A 13,319-nucleotide genomic window follows, 5' to 3' on the forward strand; every position below is an offset into this window, starting at 1 on the left:
CCAAAATTGACACCGTAATCTTCGATATAGGCAATGTCCTGTATCGCTGGGACTTGCGCTGTCTATTCACAAAACTGATTGACGACCCGGAAGAGCTGGACTGGTTTCTGGCCCATGTCGTGACGCCGGAATGGCACTTCCAGCATGATGCGGGTCGTCCCTTTGCCGACATGGTCGCGGAGCGCAGCCGGGAATTTCCAGAATATAGCGATCATATCTTTGCCTATTCCCAAAGGTTCCCGGAAACCATCCCGGGGCCGGTCGAAGGCATGCTGGATCTTGTTCATGCACTTGGCGACCGTGGCGTCCCGCTATTCGCAATCAGCAATTTCGGTGCCGAATCCTGGGCACAGTTCCGGCCATCGGCGCCGATATTCGAAAAATTCTCCGATATTGTCATTTCTGGAGAAGAAAAACTGATCAAGCCCGATGCAGCCATTTTCGAACTGGCGCTGCAACGCTTTGGCCGCCGCGCCGACCAATGTCTTTTCATTGACGACCGGCTGGACAATATCGAGGCAGGTGAGGCAATCGGGCTCCCCGGACATCATTTCAGCGATGCCGCCGGACTGGAAAGCGAACTGAAGATCTTGCGCCTGCTCTAGCTGCGCTTGAGTTCATCGCCGCTGAGCCGCACGATATGCAACAGATTGGTCGACCCCGGGGTGCCAAAAGGCACGCCCGCGCAAACGATCAGTCGGGAGCCAGCCTGTCCCAGCTTGTGCCGCAAGGCCATACGCTTGGCTTTCGCAATCATTTCCTCAAAGTCGCTAACATCCTTTGTGACCACGGCATAGGCGCCCCACAGCAGGCCGACCCGTCGGGCAGTGTGGCGGTTGGGCGTGAGCACCAGCAACGGCACAGAAGGCCGTTCGCGCGCCATTCTGCGGGCGGTGGAGCCGGAGGATGTATAGCAGACGATCGCCGACGTCTCGATCGTGCGGGCGATATTGTAGCTCGCCGCCGCCAGCGCGTCCGCGGTGGTCTCATCGGGCACCGTTTCGGTAAAATGCACCCGATCGGCATAAGACGGGTCATTTTCCACCTGTGCAGCGATCCTGTCCATCATCGTCGCCGCTTCGATCGGCCAGTCACCAACGGCGGATTCCGCCGACAGCATGATTGCATCGGCGCCGTCGTAGATCGCGGTCGCGACATCGGACACTTCGGCGCGAGTCGGAGTGGGCGACTTGATCATCGATTCGAGCATCTGGGTGGCGACAACCACCGGGCGGCCAAGCTTGCGGGCAGCGGCAACGATTTTTTTCTGCAGTGGCGGCACCTGTTCCGGCAATAGTTCCACGCCGAGATCACCGCGCGCCACCATCACCGCGTCGGACAGTTCCAGTATCTCGTCTAGCCGGTCGATGGCTGCGGGCTTCTCGATCTTGGCGAGCAGTGCCGCTTTTCCGCCTATCAGGCGACGGGCTTCGGCAACATCTTCGGGGCGCTGGACAAAACTGAGCGCGATCCAGTCGACATCCTGTCCCAGCGCGAAGGTCAGATCCTTGCGATCCTTGTCGGTGAGCGAACTGACCGGCAGCACCACTTCCGGAACATTGACGCCCTTGCGGTCGGAAATTTCGCCGCCGACGATCACTTTCGTCTCGACGCTCTTGCCATCGGCCTTGGTCACCTCCAGCCGGATTTTGCCATCGTCCAGCAACAATGTGTGGCCCGGCTGCAGCGTGCCCAATATTTCCTTGTGCGGCAGGGTGACGCGCATCGCGTCGCCCGTCTCCTTGAGCATGTCGAGCGTGAAGCGCTGGCCCTCTCTCAACATCACCGGTGGTTTGGCGAATGTGCCGATGCGCAACTTCGGCCCCTGCAAATCGGCGAGAATGGTGATCGGCCGGCCAATTTTCTTCTCCAGCGCCCGGATCGACTTCACATTGGCGGCATGGGCCTCATGCTCGCCGTGGCTCATGTTCATCCGGAAAGCGTCAACGCCGGCGCGGTACATTTTCTCGATCATCTCGGGACTGCCGCTGGACGGACCGAGCGTAGCCAGCACTTTGACCTTGCGGTTACGGGAGAAGATCGGCGATGCCATTTTCAAATTCCTTAGTGGCGCTTTACTTGTCTGGTGCCTATTCGCAAATCATGACAGGTTAAAAACAAAAAACAACGGAAACGAACATGACCGAACAAATATCCGATACCGCAGCCGCCACCGCCTTCCGCCGGCTCGTTACCCATTTGCAGCACCGCCATGACGCAGAAAATATCGATTTGATGGGGCTGGCCGGTTTCTGTCGCAACTGTCTCGCCGACTGGGTGATGGACGCAACGGTTGATGCAGGTGGCTCGATGACCAAGGACGAAGCCCGCGAGGCAATCCACGGCATGCCGGTCAATCAGTGGAAACAAAAATACCAGACCGAAGCGACACCGGAACGGCTTAAAAAGATGAAGGAAAGCGTGGCCAAAAACGCCGACGCATCTTAAAGACGGGCTACGAGTCCGAATAAAATATTTCAAAGGAATGAAGAATGAGCGAAGGCAATGTTGCCGCAGACCAGCTGCGTCTGTTTATTGAACGCATCGAGCGGCTGGAAGAAGAGAAAAAGGGCATGGCGGACGATATCCGTGATGTATATTCCGAAGCGAAATCGCAGGGCTATGACGCCAAGATCATGCGCCAGATCGTCCGTCTGCGGAAAATGGAAGCCCATGACCGTCAGGAAATGGAAGCTATTCTCGACACCTATAAAGCGGCGCTTGGCCTGGCCTGACCAATAGGCTAATAGCCAGTCTTTAGCGGCGGGAGAGCAATGATGATTGTTACCACGACACCCAGTATCGAGGGCCATGCGATTCGCGATTATCGCGGGATCGTTATTGGCGAGGTGATTGTCGGCGCGAATCTGTTTCGCGACCTGTTCGCCAGCATCACCGACATTGTCGGGGGGCGCTCTGGCAAATATGAAAATGTCCTGAAACGCGCGCGCGATGAAGCGCTGGCGGAGATGGAAGCAGAGGCGGTGAAGGTCGGCGCCAATGCGGTTATCGGCGTCGATCTTGACTATGAGGTCGTCGGCGACAAGGGTTCGATGCTGATGGTATCGGCATCGGGAACCGCGGTAATCGTGGAATAATAACTCGGGAATTTGAGGTAAAATGGCAGGCCATAGTAAATTTAACAATATCAAGCATCGCAAGGGCGCTCAGGACAAGAAGCGCGCCGCGCAATTTTCGAAGCTCTCGCGCGAGATAACCGTGGCGGCCAAGTCCGGCATGCCGGACCCGGATTTCAATCCGCGCCTGCGGCTCGCGGTCAACAGCGCGAAAGCGGTGTCGATGCCGAAAGACAATATTACGCGCGCCATCGAAAAAGCGACGGCGAACGAAGGCGATGACTATAGCGAGATTCGCTATGAAGGCTTTGGCCCCGGCGGCGTGTCGCTGATCATCGAAACGCTGACCGACAATAATAACCGTACTTTCACCAATGTTCGGACGATTATGTCTCGGAATGGTGGCAATCTGGGTGAAAGCGGTTCGGTTTCGCACGGTTTTGACCGGGTCGGCTATATCCAATATCCGGCCAGCGCCGGCGACGAGGAAAAAGTCCTTGAAGCTGCGATGGAGGCAGGCGCCGAAGATATTTCTACCGACGAAGACGGCCACGAAATCTGGACGGCGATGGAAGACTTGCATGAAGTGTCCGGTGCCCTGGAAAAAGCGCTTGGCGAAGCGGCCAGCGTCAAACTCGCCTGGCGGCCTTCGGTGCAGGTCGAAGTCGATCAGGAGCAGGCCGAGACCTTGCTCAACCTGATCGACATGCTGGAAGAAGATGACGACGTCCAGACCGTCTGGGGCAATTATGACGTGTCCGACGAAATCATGGAAAAACTGAACGCCGAGTGATGTGGGAATTTGCCGCCAAGGCTGCGCTCGCGGGAGTGATCGTGGCTCTGGTGGCAGGCATTGCACAGCGCCAGCCCAGCTTCGGGGCGCTTGTCGCCTCGCTGCCTTTGATCTCGATATTAGGTATGATCTTTCTCTGGTATGCGCGCCCTGACGCGGAAAATATGGCGCTGCACGCCGAGGCGACATTTTGGTATGTGCTTCCATCTCTTCCAATGTTCCTGCTGATTCCGATGATGCTTCGCAATGGTATCAGCTTCTTTCTGTCGCTGGCGGCCGGATGTCTGCTGACGATCTGCCTCTATATGATCATGGCTTTTGTCGGTCGCCGCATCGGGCTACCGATCTAAGATGATCATTCTCGGCCTCGATCCGGGTCTTGGTACCACCGGCTGGGGGGTGATCGTGGCGGACGGTAATCGCCTGTCCCATATCGCCAATGGCCAGATCAAGACCGACACCAAAATGTCCTTGGCCAGCCGCTTGCTGAAGCTCGATCTCGAACTGACCGACCTGCTGCTGGAATATAAGCCGGATGGCGCGGCGGTCGAGGAAGTCTACGTCAACAGCAATCCGCAGAGTACGCTGAAACTGGGGCAGGCGCGCGGGGTGGTGCTGCTTGGCGCGTCGCGGACCGGTATCGAAGTCGGCGAATATTCGGCGCGGACGGTGAAGAAATCTGTGGTTGGTGTCGGCAATGCCGACAAGGAACAGGTGCAGGCGATGTTAAAGATCCTGCTGCCCGGCGTGAAGCTGGCTGGAGCGGATGCCGCCGATGCGCTGGCCGTGGCGATCACCCATGCGCATCACCGGAAGCGCTAAACGATCCAATCACCGTTCGTCCTGAGCCTGTCGAAGGACCATGGAGCGCGCGAATCCGTACTTCGACAAGCTCAGCACGAACGGAACTGGACTTGTGCCGCCCTTGCATTAATACGATGATATGATCGCAAAACTGACCGGCACAATCGACGAAATCGGCACGGACAATATCGTGCTCGATGTGCAGGGCGTCGGCTATCTGGTTTTCTGCTCTTCGCGCACCATCGGTGCGATTGGCGGCAAAGGCGATGGCGCTACCATCTATACCGAAATGCAGGTCAGCGAGACCGACATGCGCCTGATGGGCTTTGCCAGCCGGTCGGAGCGCGACTGGTTCCGCTTGCTGATCTCGGTGCAGGGCGTCGGCGGCAAGGTCGCGCTGGCGATATTGTCGGCGCTCGAACCGGGCGAAATCTCCCGCGCCGTGGCGACCGGCGACAAGGCAATGGTCAGCCGCGCCAATGGCGTCGGGCCGAAACTGGCGCTGCGAATTGTCAATGAATTGAAGGACAAGGTTGGCGGCATTGCGACTGATCCGGTTATTGGAGCAGGCGGCGCAGTTCACGCGCCATCGAACAACAGTGCCGATGCGGTCAGCGCGCTGCAGAATCTCGGCTTCAAACCGGCGGATGCGAGTGCAGCGGTGGCGGCAGCGGATGCCGAGGTCGGCGATGGCGCGACACTGGATGCGCTGGTCAGGCTGGCATTGAAGAAGGCGGCGAGGTGATGGATACGTCGCACGCTAGTTGTGACATTCCAGCGGATTGGATCAACGATTTCAGTCAGTGCCTATACGAATGGCAAGGTATAGAAGCAGGCGCCTTGGCACTTCTGGCGGCTTTGATTGGTGCAATTTTTTTGAACCGGCAAATCTCGCAAAATGAAAGACATGAAGTGGAACGAATTGCTCGGCAACATAAGGCCGTACGAGCTACTCTTCCTTTAGCGCTTAGTGGACTTTGTGAAACCATGCGCCAGATGCTTTTAGAGCTGAATGATGCCAAAATTGTGGTACGCAAACAGCAATATACTAAAGACTTCAATCCACCGGCAACGCCTGATCAACACCTTAGCGAGTTTCAAGCTGTTATAATATCCACCGATGCACCCAGCGTGGTCGAACCGATTTCCGAGATAATTAGGCAGATTCAAACACTTTGGTCGCGCGTTGAAGTTCTTCAAAACAAGACGGAGCAAGAAAGGCGTGCAGGCCTTGTCGAAAATATTGATGATTGGATGATTCAATCGGCTCAGATTCATGCCATGGTCGAAAGCCTCTTCAAGTATTCTCGATCGGTTGAAGAAATGGGACCTAGCGAAGTGTCTTGGGAGAGAGTTGAAAGCGTTTTATTTCAACTTGAAATGGAGGACAAGGAGTTAGTGAAACGGATAAATGCATATACCAAAAAATCTAAGAATTTCTGGACATTAAATGACTGAAGATCGCCTGCAATCCCCCGAACGCAAAGTCGAAGACATTGACGCAGCATTGCGTCCGAAAACGCTCGACGAATTTATCGGGCAGGAGGCGGCGCGCGGCAATTTGCGGGTGTTTATCGAGGCGGCCAAGGGGCGTAGCGAGGCGCTGGATCATGTGCTGTTCTTTGGCCCTCCCGGTCTGGGCAAGACCACGCTGGCGCAGATCATTGCGCGCGAACTAGGGGTTGGTTTTCGCGCTACGTCGGGGCCGGTCATCGCCAAGTCTGGCGATCTTGCAGCGCTGCTGACCAATCTCGAAGAAGGCGATGTCCTGTTTATCGACGAGATTCACCGGCTCAATCCGGTGGTCGAGGAAGTGCTCTATCCGGCGATGGAAGACCGCGCGCTAGACCTGATCATCGGCGAGGGGCCCTCGGCGCGCTCGGTGCGGATTGATTTGCCTGCTTTCACCCTGATTGGCGCGACCACGCGGCAAGGGCTGCTCACCACGCCGCTGCGTGACCGTTTCGGCATCCCGGTCCGGCTCAATTTCTACTCGACCGAGGAACTAGAACTGGTCGTCCACCGCGCCGCGCGGCTGCTCGATCTCGAAATTGCGCCGGATGGTGCCACAGAAGTCGCGCGCCGCGCACGAGGAACGCCACGTATCGCCGGTCGCCTGCTCCGCCGGGTGCGGGATTTTGCGAATGTAGCGGGCACGAGACTCGTCGACCGGGAAATCGCCGATGCATCTCTAACCCGGCTGGAGGTCGACAGCATCGGCCTTGACGCGATCGACCGGCGCTATCTCTACATGATTGCTGATGTCTACAAAGGCGGCCCGGTTGGCGTGGAAACGCTGGCAGCAGGTCTGTCCGAACCGCGTGACACGGTGGAGGAAGTTATCGAGCCCTATCTGATCCAGCTCGGCCTGATCGCCCGCACCGCGCGAGGCCGCACGCTCAATGATCGTGGGTGGCAGCATCTCGGTCTGACGCCGCCTGCCGGGAAAGAAGTGGGCGGAGAGTTGTTTGACTAACCTGTCGCCCCAGCAGAGGCTGGGGTCTAAGCCGAGCTTGATCTGAATCGCGATATTGGGTTGGGTGCCAGCCTTCGCTGGCATGACGTGTTACCTTAATTGCTCCGCCGAAGCCCAGGTCGCATGGGTGCCACTACTAATGCGGTGCGGTAAAATGATCGTACAGACCGGTCCCGCCGAAATATTCTTCGCATCGATGATGATACATTCCGACCGGTCCTGCTTCATATTGGTGATGAAACTGATCAGATAGCCGTCATCTTCCGACTGCGCGTTGGCGCGCGGGATGAAAGGCGCCTCGGACCCGAAGCGTTGCTCGCCAAAACTCAGATGTTCTGCTGTGCCTGTCTCCAGATCATGTTTGGTCAGCCCGTTGAACAGGAACCAGCCCGGCTCGCCGGTGACGCTATAGACGTAGCGATAGGGCCGTCCAGCGATCTGCTGGTTGATCATTCCGAACTCGACCGGATAATCATCGAACAAGGTTTCTTCTTTGGTCTCTCCGGTTTTCATATTGAACCGCCAGCGATGCAATTCGGGCTTGAAGCTGTGCAGATCGATACTCGCGCCCATGCTTTCATAGCCGGCCGGAAAATCGATCAGTGGTGGCGGCACCGGATCATTCTGGAAATAGCCGTCGAGGACGATTTCATCGCCATCCTCAAAGGCATTGGACCAGTGTAAAACATAAGTCGGCTTGGCCTCGAACCACTTTATGTCCTCCGGCTGGCCCATGCGCGGGATGATGCCGAATCGGGTCGGCTCATCGGGATGATAGGCAGGAATATAGAGGTTCCGTTCGATCAGTTCCGGTTTCCAGTAGAGCGGGCAGTCGTTAAAAATCGCGAAATTTTCGGTGAACGCCATATCATGAGGTAGACGCGGGCCAAGGAGGGGGATGGGAATGAAATGCTTGAGCTGATTATCCGCCCCGACCACGCCATAATGGAGATAGGGCGCTGTGGTGGAATAGTTGAAGAACAACAATTCGCCGGTGGCCTCGTCGACCTTCGGATGCGCGGAAATGCCGTCCTCAGGAACCCAGTCCGCCGTGCCGAGGGTCTCCAGCGTATCCGGATCCAGCCGGTAGCCTTCGCCGCATTGATAGAATGTCGAGAGGATCGCACCGGCATGGACCACGACATCGGTCGAGCTGCTGTCCTTGACGCTGCCATGCGCACCCCAGCCGCTGCGCTTGGAATCGTCAGGCTTGCCCATGATCCCGACCCACAAGGGGCCGCCTTCTATCTGTTCGGCCTCGAAACCCTCCGTCCGGACAAAGCGGTTGCGATAGGTCGCCTTCCCATTCTGCAAACGGATGGTATGGATCATCCCGTCGCCGTCAAAGGGATGATAACGACCAATGCTGCCATGCACCGGATTCTCGGTGTTGCGGACGTAAAGCCCGTCAATGTCAGCCGGAATGGTCCCGATTATTTCGAGATCCTCTGTGTCGAGTTCCTCGAACACCGGGGTCCAGGCACCATTGCGATAGGGGTGGTCATTCGGCTCCAGCGTAACCTTCACCTGATCCACCCCCGTTGCCATCAGTCGCGCAGCAATTCGTTGATGCCGGTCTTGGACCGGGTCTGCGCATCGACCGTCTTGACGATCACGGCGCAATAGAGCGAGGGTTGCGGTGCGCCATCAACATTGATCTTTGGCGGCAAGGTTCCCGGCACGACGACGGCATAAGGCGGCACTTCACCGATCCAGATTTTGCCCGTGTCGCGGTCGACAATCTTGGTGGAAGCGCCGAGATAGACACCCATGGAGAGCACTGCGCCTTCGCCCACCCGGACGCCTTCGGCGACTTCCGATCGTGCGCCGATAAACGCGCCGTCTTCGATAATCACCGGGCCAGCCTGCAAGGGTTCAAGCACACCGCCGATTCCGGCGCCGCCCGAAATATGGACATTCTTGCCGATCTGAGCGCAACTGCCGACCGTGGCCCAGCCGTCGATCATGCTACCTTCATCGACAAAGGCGCCGATATTGACAAAGCTTGGCATCAGAACGACGCCGCGGCCGATATGTGCGCCCTGACGGACGATTGAGCCCGGCACGGAACGGAAACCCGCTTCGCGGAAACGGTTTTCACCCCAGCCGGCAAATTTGCTGGGCACCTTGTCCCAGTGATTGGCGCCACCTGGTCCGTCGATCAGTTTGTTATCGTTGAGCCGGAAGGAGAGCAGCACTGCTTTTTTCAGCCACTGGTTGACGACCCACTGACCATCTTTTTTCTCGGCGACCCTGCCGCTGCCATTGTCGAGCATGGCCAGCGCTGCATCCACGGCTTCGCGGACCTCGCCCTGCGTTGTCAGGCCGAGAGACTCACGTTTGTCCCAGGCGTCGTCGATGATGGTCTGCAATGCTGCGGTCATGTCGGTTGTTCTTCCTTCGCTTTGTGGAGGCCGGTGACCCAGCTTTCCAGATCGGTAATCTCGTGGTCAATATAGGCCGGATCATGCTCGCGACCAGCCCATTCTGCGCCGGTGTTGATCCATACTGTCGTCATGCCCAAGTCTTTCGCCGGACGCAAATTGCGCGCCGTATCTTCGACAAATAGCGCGCGAGCGGGGTCGATGCCGGTGGCGGTGATCATGCTGTGATAGGCGCCGTCCTGCGGCTTGGGGATGAGGCCGGTGTCGTGGATATCGTGCATCTGGTGGAATAGGCCATCAAAGCCCCGTCTCTCCAGTACTTTTTGGGCATAGGGTCTGTCGGCATTGGTGAAAACGAGCTTCTCGCCAGGCAACGCTTCGATCGCCGCTCGCACCAAGGGTGCCGGGGTGAGCCTGTCCATCTCGATATCATGGACAAAATCGAGAAAATCCGTTGGGTCGGTCCCATGATGGTGCATCAGCCCAGCCAGCGTCGTGCCGTGATCGTGGAAAAAGCCCTTCTGGATTTTTCGTGCTTCGACCAGATCACAATCAAGAGCCTGAGCGATATATTCGCCCATCTTGATATCAATCAGCGCAAACAGATCGCACTCGACTGGATAGAGCACGTTATCGAGATCAAAAATCCAGTGATCGATATGTGAGAGTTCAGGTGGCATGTCGCAATCGCCTAAAGACCGTTTCTGGCAATCACAAGCAGCAATATGGACTAGGCCCGCGCTCCGGCATCCTCGACATTTGCACTGTTGTGCCGCAGCGCCTTGAGCACCGTATCGACAATACCATCCGCATCCAGTCCTGCTTCGGCATATTGCACGTCCGGCTTGTCCTGATCCTGAAACACGTCCGGCAAGCGCATAGTGCGGATTTTCAGGCCTGCATCGGTGAGGCCATTGTCGGAAGCATAGGTCAGGACATGCGCGCCGAGGCCGCCGACAGAGGCTTCCTCGACCGTCACTGCAACTTCATGAGTGGTAAGCAATTTGCGGATCAATTCTTCATCAAGCGGCTTGGCAAAGCGCAAGTCGGCGACAGTTGTGCTGAGCCCCTTGGCCTCGAGCCGCTCTGCTGCCTTCTTGGCTTCTTCGAGCCGGGCGCCGAGCGACAGAATCGCGACCTTTGTGCCCTGTTTGACGATCCTGCCCTTGCCGATTTCCAGCTGTTCGAGCTTTTCTGGAATCGGGACACCGGTGCCGTTGCCGCGCGGATAGCGAAAGGCGATCGGGCCGCTGTCGTGCAAGGCCGCGGTATAAGTCATATGCGCCAGTTCCGCCTCGTCTGCCGCAGCCATCACAACGAAATTGGGCAGTGTCGCCAGATAGGTGACATCGAAAGATCCGGCATGGGTGCTACCATCCGCTCCGACAAGACCGGCGCGGTCGATGGCAAAGCGTACCGGCAGGTTCTGGATCGCCACGTCATGGACAACCTGATCATAGGCGCGTTGCAGAAAGGTGGAGTAGATCGCGCAAAAAGGCCGCATACCCTGCGCAGCTAGACCGGCGGCAAAGGTTACGCCATGCTGTTCGGCGATCCCCACATCAAAGGCTTTGTCGGGATGGGCCTTGGCAAATTTGTCGACGCCGGTGCCGGATGGCATGGCTGCGGTAATCGCGCAGATGCGCGAATCGCTGTCGGCCAGCTTGGCCAGCGTTTCACCAAATACATTCTGATAGGCGGGCGGTCCGCCGCCAGGGCCCTTGTTCTGCTTGCCGGACACGACGTCAAACTGCGCGACACCGTGATATTTGTCAGCGGCTTCCTCGGCAAATTTATAGCCTTTGCCCTTTTCGGTGACGACATGGATCAGACAAGGTCCTTCAGCCGCATCGCGAACATTTTCCAGAACCGGGATAAGATGCTCGAGATTATGGCCGTCAATCGGACCCACATAATAGAAGCCCAGTTCCTCGAACAGTGTCCCGCCCATGGTCATGCCGCGGGCATATTCATCGGTCTTGCGCGCTGCATCATGCAGCGGCTTGGGCAGTTTTCTGGCGATACGTCGCGCCAGCTGGCGGACGCCGAGAAATTCCCTGGAGGATACGATCCGGGCGAGATAGGCTGAAAGCCCGCCGACCGGCGGCGCGATCGACATGTCATTGTCATTGAGGATAACGACTAGCCGGTTGCCGGCTGCCGCAGCGTTGTTCATCGCTTCATAGGCCATGCCGGCGCTCATCGCGCCGTCGCCGATGACGGCAATACCGCGGCCGGGCTTGTCGTTCAGTTTGTTGGCAATCGCGAAGCCGAGAGCGGCGCTGATCGAGGTCGAGCTATGCGCAGCTCCAAAGGGATCATATTCGCTTTCCGAGCGCTTGGTAAAACCGGAGAGGCCGCCACCCTGGCGCAGGGTACGGATCCGGTCGCGGCGACCGGTAATGATCTTGTGCGGATAGCATTGGTGGCCGACATCCCAGATCAAGCGGTCTTCCGGCGTATTAAAGACATAATGGATCGCCGTTGTAAGCTCGACAACGCCCAAGCCAGCGCCGAGATGGCCGCCGGTTGTGGATACGGTGTCAATCACTTCGGAGCGCAGCTCATCGGCAAACTGGCGGAGCTGCGTGGGCTTTAATTTGCGCAGATCGGCTGGAAAGGAGACATCATCCAGTAATGGTGTATTCGAAACTGGCATATTCACTCCCTGTTTGTTTCCAGTTCTAACGGCATCGCGATGCTCTGTCGAACTTTCAGCAGGCTGCTTGTTAACATTTGCTGACAATCGGATTGGATCAACTGCATTTCTGGCAAATGCCGCGCACCTCGATCACCGGGCGGATGGAGTTGAAGCCCTGACTTTTTGCTACTTTGCGCACTTGCTGGGACAGGGGGTCGTCATCAATATGGGTTGCCTCTCCGCAGCTGTCGCAAACCAGGAAAATACAGTCATGCTCGCAGCCAGGGTGGCTGTTGGCGAGATAGGCATTGGCGCTTTCGATCCGCATCGCGAGATTATTCGCCACGAACAGGTCGAGTATCCGGTAGACACTATTCGGTGCAACGCGTTTACCGCGCGCGGCAGAAACCAGTTCGGCGATGTCATAGGCTGATGCCGGGCGAGAGAATCCGGCGAGCGCCTCAAAAATAGCGGCTCTCGTATCCGTCCATTTCTCTCCGGATTTTTCCAGATTGGCGCGCGCGGCGTCGGCTAAAGATTCGCCGTGATGCTCATGATGATCATGTTTTCCCATAAGGGCAATTTAGGGATGTTTCGCCGCGAGGGCAATGGGCAGCAAATTAATGGGTGGCGCGGTAGTTCAGGTCATGGGCCAGCGCGAGCAAACCGACGCCCAGCATGGTATACAGGACTTCGCGGCCATCATGTCCGCTTTCATGACCAAGCGTGATCGCGCCCATCATCATTCCCAGCCCCAGACTGCCGATAGCAACCGGCATGATATAGCCATGATCCAGCACGCCGCGTCCCAGAGCAAAAAAACCGAGGGCAATGGCTATCCCCAGACCAATTTCATGGACCAGTGGATTCAGGAACATGCCGCCTGCAGAAGACAGAAGGGCGACAAAGGCAATGGTTGCGACACAATGCGCAAGACACAGGCCGGAAATGAGCACGGCGATACGGTCCCACAAGCCATCGCTGACCATCAGACCGTTTCTGTCCCAAAATTTCGCTGTCGTAAACACGACTCACTGTCTCACTTGTTGGTTGCGTGCGCTGGATATAGGAAGAAGCTTGTTAAGATACAACATATCATTTCTGATATGGTCGGATATTTCCGGCTTTTTGCGGTTGGTTCCCT

At 57.1% G+C, this 13,319-nt stretch carries 17 protein-coding genes; 10 read left to right on the plus strand and 7 right to left on the minus strand.

The annotated features are described in order from the left end of the window. The first annotated feature begins 17 nt into the window (after positions 1–17). Complete coding sequence (locus tag ACWFTY_RS02420) at positions 18–605, plus strand: HAD family hydrolase (protein WP_447526932.1); 588 nt, start codon at positions 18–20, stop codon at positions 603–605. Here ACWFTY_RS02420 and pyk read toward each other — a convergent pair. Next, positions 602–2,053 carry a pyruvate kinase gene (gene pyk, locus ACWFTY_RS02425; protein WP_447525810.1) on the minus strand — a complete coding sequence of 484 codons (1,452 nt, stop codon included), beginning with the start codon at positions 2,051–2,053 and terminating at the stop codon, positions 602–604. The genes ACWFTY_RS02420 and pyk overlap by 4 nt on opposite strands. 86 nt (positions 2,054–2,139) lie before the next feature. Here pyk and ACWFTY_RS02430 point away from each other — a divergent pair, with 86 nt between their 5' ends. The 9 genes from ACWFTY_RS02430 to ruvB all read left to right on the plus strand — a co-directional run bounded on the left by ACWFTY_RS02430 (position 2,140) and on the right by ruvB (position 7,150). Continuing rightward, positions 2,140–2,448, plus strand: a complete 309-nt coding sequence (locus ACWFTY_RS02430; RefSeq protein ID WP_447525811.1) for a DUF1244 domain-containing protein — start codon at positions 2,140–2,142, stop codon at positions 2,446–2,448. A gap of 44 nt (positions 2,449–2,492) precedes the next feature. Further along, complete coding sequence (locus ACWFTY_RS02435; RefSeq protein WP_067197204.1) at positions 2,493–2,735, plus strand: DUF2312 domain-containing protein; 243 nt, start codon at positions 2,493–2,495, stop codon at positions 2,733–2,735. Positions 2,736–2,777: 42 nt separating this feature from the next. Then, positions 2,778–3,098, plus strand: coding sequence for a heavy metal-binding domain-containing protein (locus ACWFTY_RS02440; RefSeq protein WP_447526933.1), 321 nt, complete (start codon positions 2,778–2,780; stop codon positions 3,096–3,098). A gap of 22 nt (positions 3,099–3,120) precedes the next feature. Next, on the plus strand, positions 3,121–3,870 hold the full coding sequence (locus ACWFTY_RS02445) for a YebC/PmpR family DNA-binding transcriptional regulator (protein WP_447525812.1): 750 nt from the start codon (positions 3,121–3,123) through the stop codon (positions 3,868–3,870). Beyond that, positions 3,870–4,220: a DUF3147 family protein gene (locus ACWFTY_RS02450; protein ID WP_447525813.1), complete on the plus strand. Its 351-nt coding sequence runs from the start codon at positions 3,870–3,872 to the stop codon at positions 4,218–4,220. Before ACWFTY_RS02445 ends, ACWFTY_RS02450 begins: the two co-directional genes overlap by 1 nt. Position 4,221: 1 nt before the next feature. Beyond that, complete coding sequence (gene ruvC / locus ACWFTY_RS02455; protein ID WP_335653331.1) at positions 4,222–4,692, plus strand: crossover junction endodeoxyribonuclease RuvC; 471 nt, start codon at positions 4,222–4,224, stop codon at positions 4,690–4,692. 121 nt (positions 4,693–4,813) lie between these two features. Then, on the plus strand, positions 4,814–5,419 hold the full coding sequence (gene ruvA / locus ACWFTY_RS02460) for a Holliday junction branch migration protein RuvA (RefSeq protein ID WP_447525814.1): 606 nt from the start codon (positions 4,814–4,816) through the stop codon (positions 5,417–5,419). Next, positions 5,419–6,132, plus strand: a complete 714-nt coding sequence (locus ACWFTY_RS02465) for a hypothetical protein (RefSeq protein ID WP_447525815.1) — start codon at positions 5,419–5,421, stop codon at positions 6,130–6,132. The genes ruvA and ACWFTY_RS02465 overlap by 1 nt, the downstream gene beginning before the upstream one ends. Further along, on the plus strand, positions 6,125–7,150 hold the full coding sequence (gene ruvB / locus ACWFTY_RS02470) for a Holliday junction branch migration DNA helicase RuvB (protein WP_447525816.1): 1,026 nt from the start codon (positions 6,125–6,127) through the stop codon (positions 7,148–7,150). The genes ACWFTY_RS02465 and ruvB overlap by 8 nt, the downstream gene beginning before the upstream one ends. A gap of 90 nt (positions 7,151–7,240) precedes the next feature. Here the strand turns inward: ruvB and ACWFTY_RS02475 are convergent, their stop codons facing one another. The 6 genes from ACWFTY_RS02475 to ACWFTY_RS02500 form a co-directional block, all read right to left on the minus strand. After that, on the minus strand, positions 7,241–8,698 hold the full coding sequence (locus tag ACWFTY_RS02475) for a carotenoid oxygenase family protein (protein WP_447525817.1): 1,458 nt from the start codon (positions 8,696–8,698) through the stop codon (positions 7,241–7,243). Then, complete coding sequence (gene dapD, locus ACWFTY_RS02480; RefSeq protein ID WP_447525818.1) at positions 8,698–9,534, minus strand: 2,3,4,5-tetrahydropyridine-2,6-dicarboxylate N-succinyltransferase; 837 nt, start codon at positions 9,532–9,534, stop codon at positions 8,698–8,700. The genes ACWFTY_RS02475 and dapD overlap by 1 nt, the downstream gene beginning before the upstream one ends. Further along, complete coding sequence (locus ACWFTY_RS02485; protein WP_447525819.1) at positions 9,531–10,214, minus strand: pyrimidine 5'-nucleotidase; 684 nt, start codon at positions 10,212–10,214, stop codon at positions 9,531–9,533. The genes dapD and ACWFTY_RS02485 overlap by 4 nt, the downstream gene beginning before the upstream one ends. 50 nt (positions 10,215–10,264) lie before the next feature. Next, a complete protein-coding gene (gene dxs, locus ACWFTY_RS02490) occupies positions 10,265–12,193 on the minus strand; it encodes a 1-deoxy-D-xylulose-5-phosphate synthase (protein WP_447525820.1) in 1,929 nt (642 codons plus the stop codon). A 97-nt stretch (positions 12,194–12,290) separates the two neighbouring features. Next, positions 12,291–12,749, minus strand: coding sequence for a Fur family transcriptional regulator (locus tag ACWFTY_RS02495; protein WP_447525821.1), 459 nt, complete (start codon positions 12,747–12,749; stop codon positions 12,291–12,293). A 46-nt stretch (positions 12,750–12,795) separates the two neighbouring features. Next, entirely contained in the window at positions 12,796–13,164 is a 369-nt protein-coding gene (locus ACWFTY_RS02500) for a MerC domain-containing protein (RefSeq protein WP_447525822.1), read from the minus strand. Positions 13,165–13,319: the final 155 nt, after the last annotated feature.

This window comes from Parasphingorhabdus sp. NYA22, assembly GCF_976973735.1.

Coding starts and splice junctions, on each gene's coding strand:
- ruvA (WP_447525814.1), top strand. CDS start 4,814: ATGATCGCAAAACTGACCGGCACAATCGACGAAATCGGCACGGACAAT.
- ACWFTY_RS02450 (WP_447525813.1), top strand. CDS start 3,870: ATGTGGGAATTTGCCGCCAAGGCTGCGCTCGCGGGAGTGATCGTGGCT.
- ACWFTY_RS02475 (WP_447525817.1), bottom strand. CDS start 8,698: ATGGCAACGGGGGTGGATCAGGTGAAGGTTACGCTGGAGCCGAATGAC.
- ruvC (WP_335653331.1), top strand. CDS start 4,222: ATGATCATTCTCGGCCTCGATCCGGGTCTTGGTACCACCGGCTGGGGG.
- pyk (WP_447525810.1), bottom strand. CDS start 2,053: ATGGCATCGCCGATCTTCTCCCGTAACCGCAAGGTCAAAGTGCTGGCT.
- dapD (WP_447525818.1), bottom strand. CDS start 9,534: ATGACCGCAGCATTGCAGACCATCATCGACGACGCCTGGGACAAACGT.
- ACWFTY_RS02500 (WP_447525822.1), bottom strand. CDS start 13,164: ATGGTCAGCGATGGCTTGTGGGACCGTATCGCCGTGCTCATTTCCGGC.
- ACWFTY_RS02485 (WP_447525819.1), bottom strand. CDS start 10,214: ATGCCACCTGAACTCTCACATATCGATCACTGGATTTTTGATCTCGAT.
- ACWFTY_RS02440 (WP_447526933.1), top strand. CDS start 2,778: ATGATTGTTACCACGACACCCAGTATCGAGGGCCATGCGATTCGCGAT.
- ACWFTY_RS02495 (WP_447525821.1), bottom strand. CDS start 12,749: ATGGGAAAACATGATCATCATGAGCATCACGGCGAATCTTTAGCCGAC.
- ACWFTY_RS02465 (WP_447525815.1), top strand. CDS start 5,419: ATGGATACGTCGCACGCTAGTTGTGACATTCCAGCGGATTGGATCAAC.
- ACWFTY_RS02435 (WP_067197204.1), top strand. CDS start 2,493: ATGAGCGAAGGCAATGTTGCCGCAGACCAGCTGCGTCTGTTTATTGAA.
- ACWFTY_RS02430 (WP_447525811.1), top strand. CDS start 2,140: ATGACCGAACAAATATCCGATACCGCAGCCGCCACCGCCTTCCGCCGG.
- ACWFTY_RS02445 (WP_447525812.1), top strand. CDS start 3,121: ATGGCAGGCCATAGTAAATTTAACAATATCAAGCATCGCAAGGGCGCT.
- ruvB (WP_447525816.1), top strand. CDS start 6,125: ATGACTGAAGATCGCCTGCAATCCCCCGAACGCAAAGTCGAAGACATT.
- dxs (WP_447525820.1), bottom strand. CDS start 12,193: ATGCCAGTTTCGAATACACCATTACTGGATGATGTCTCCTTTCCAGCC.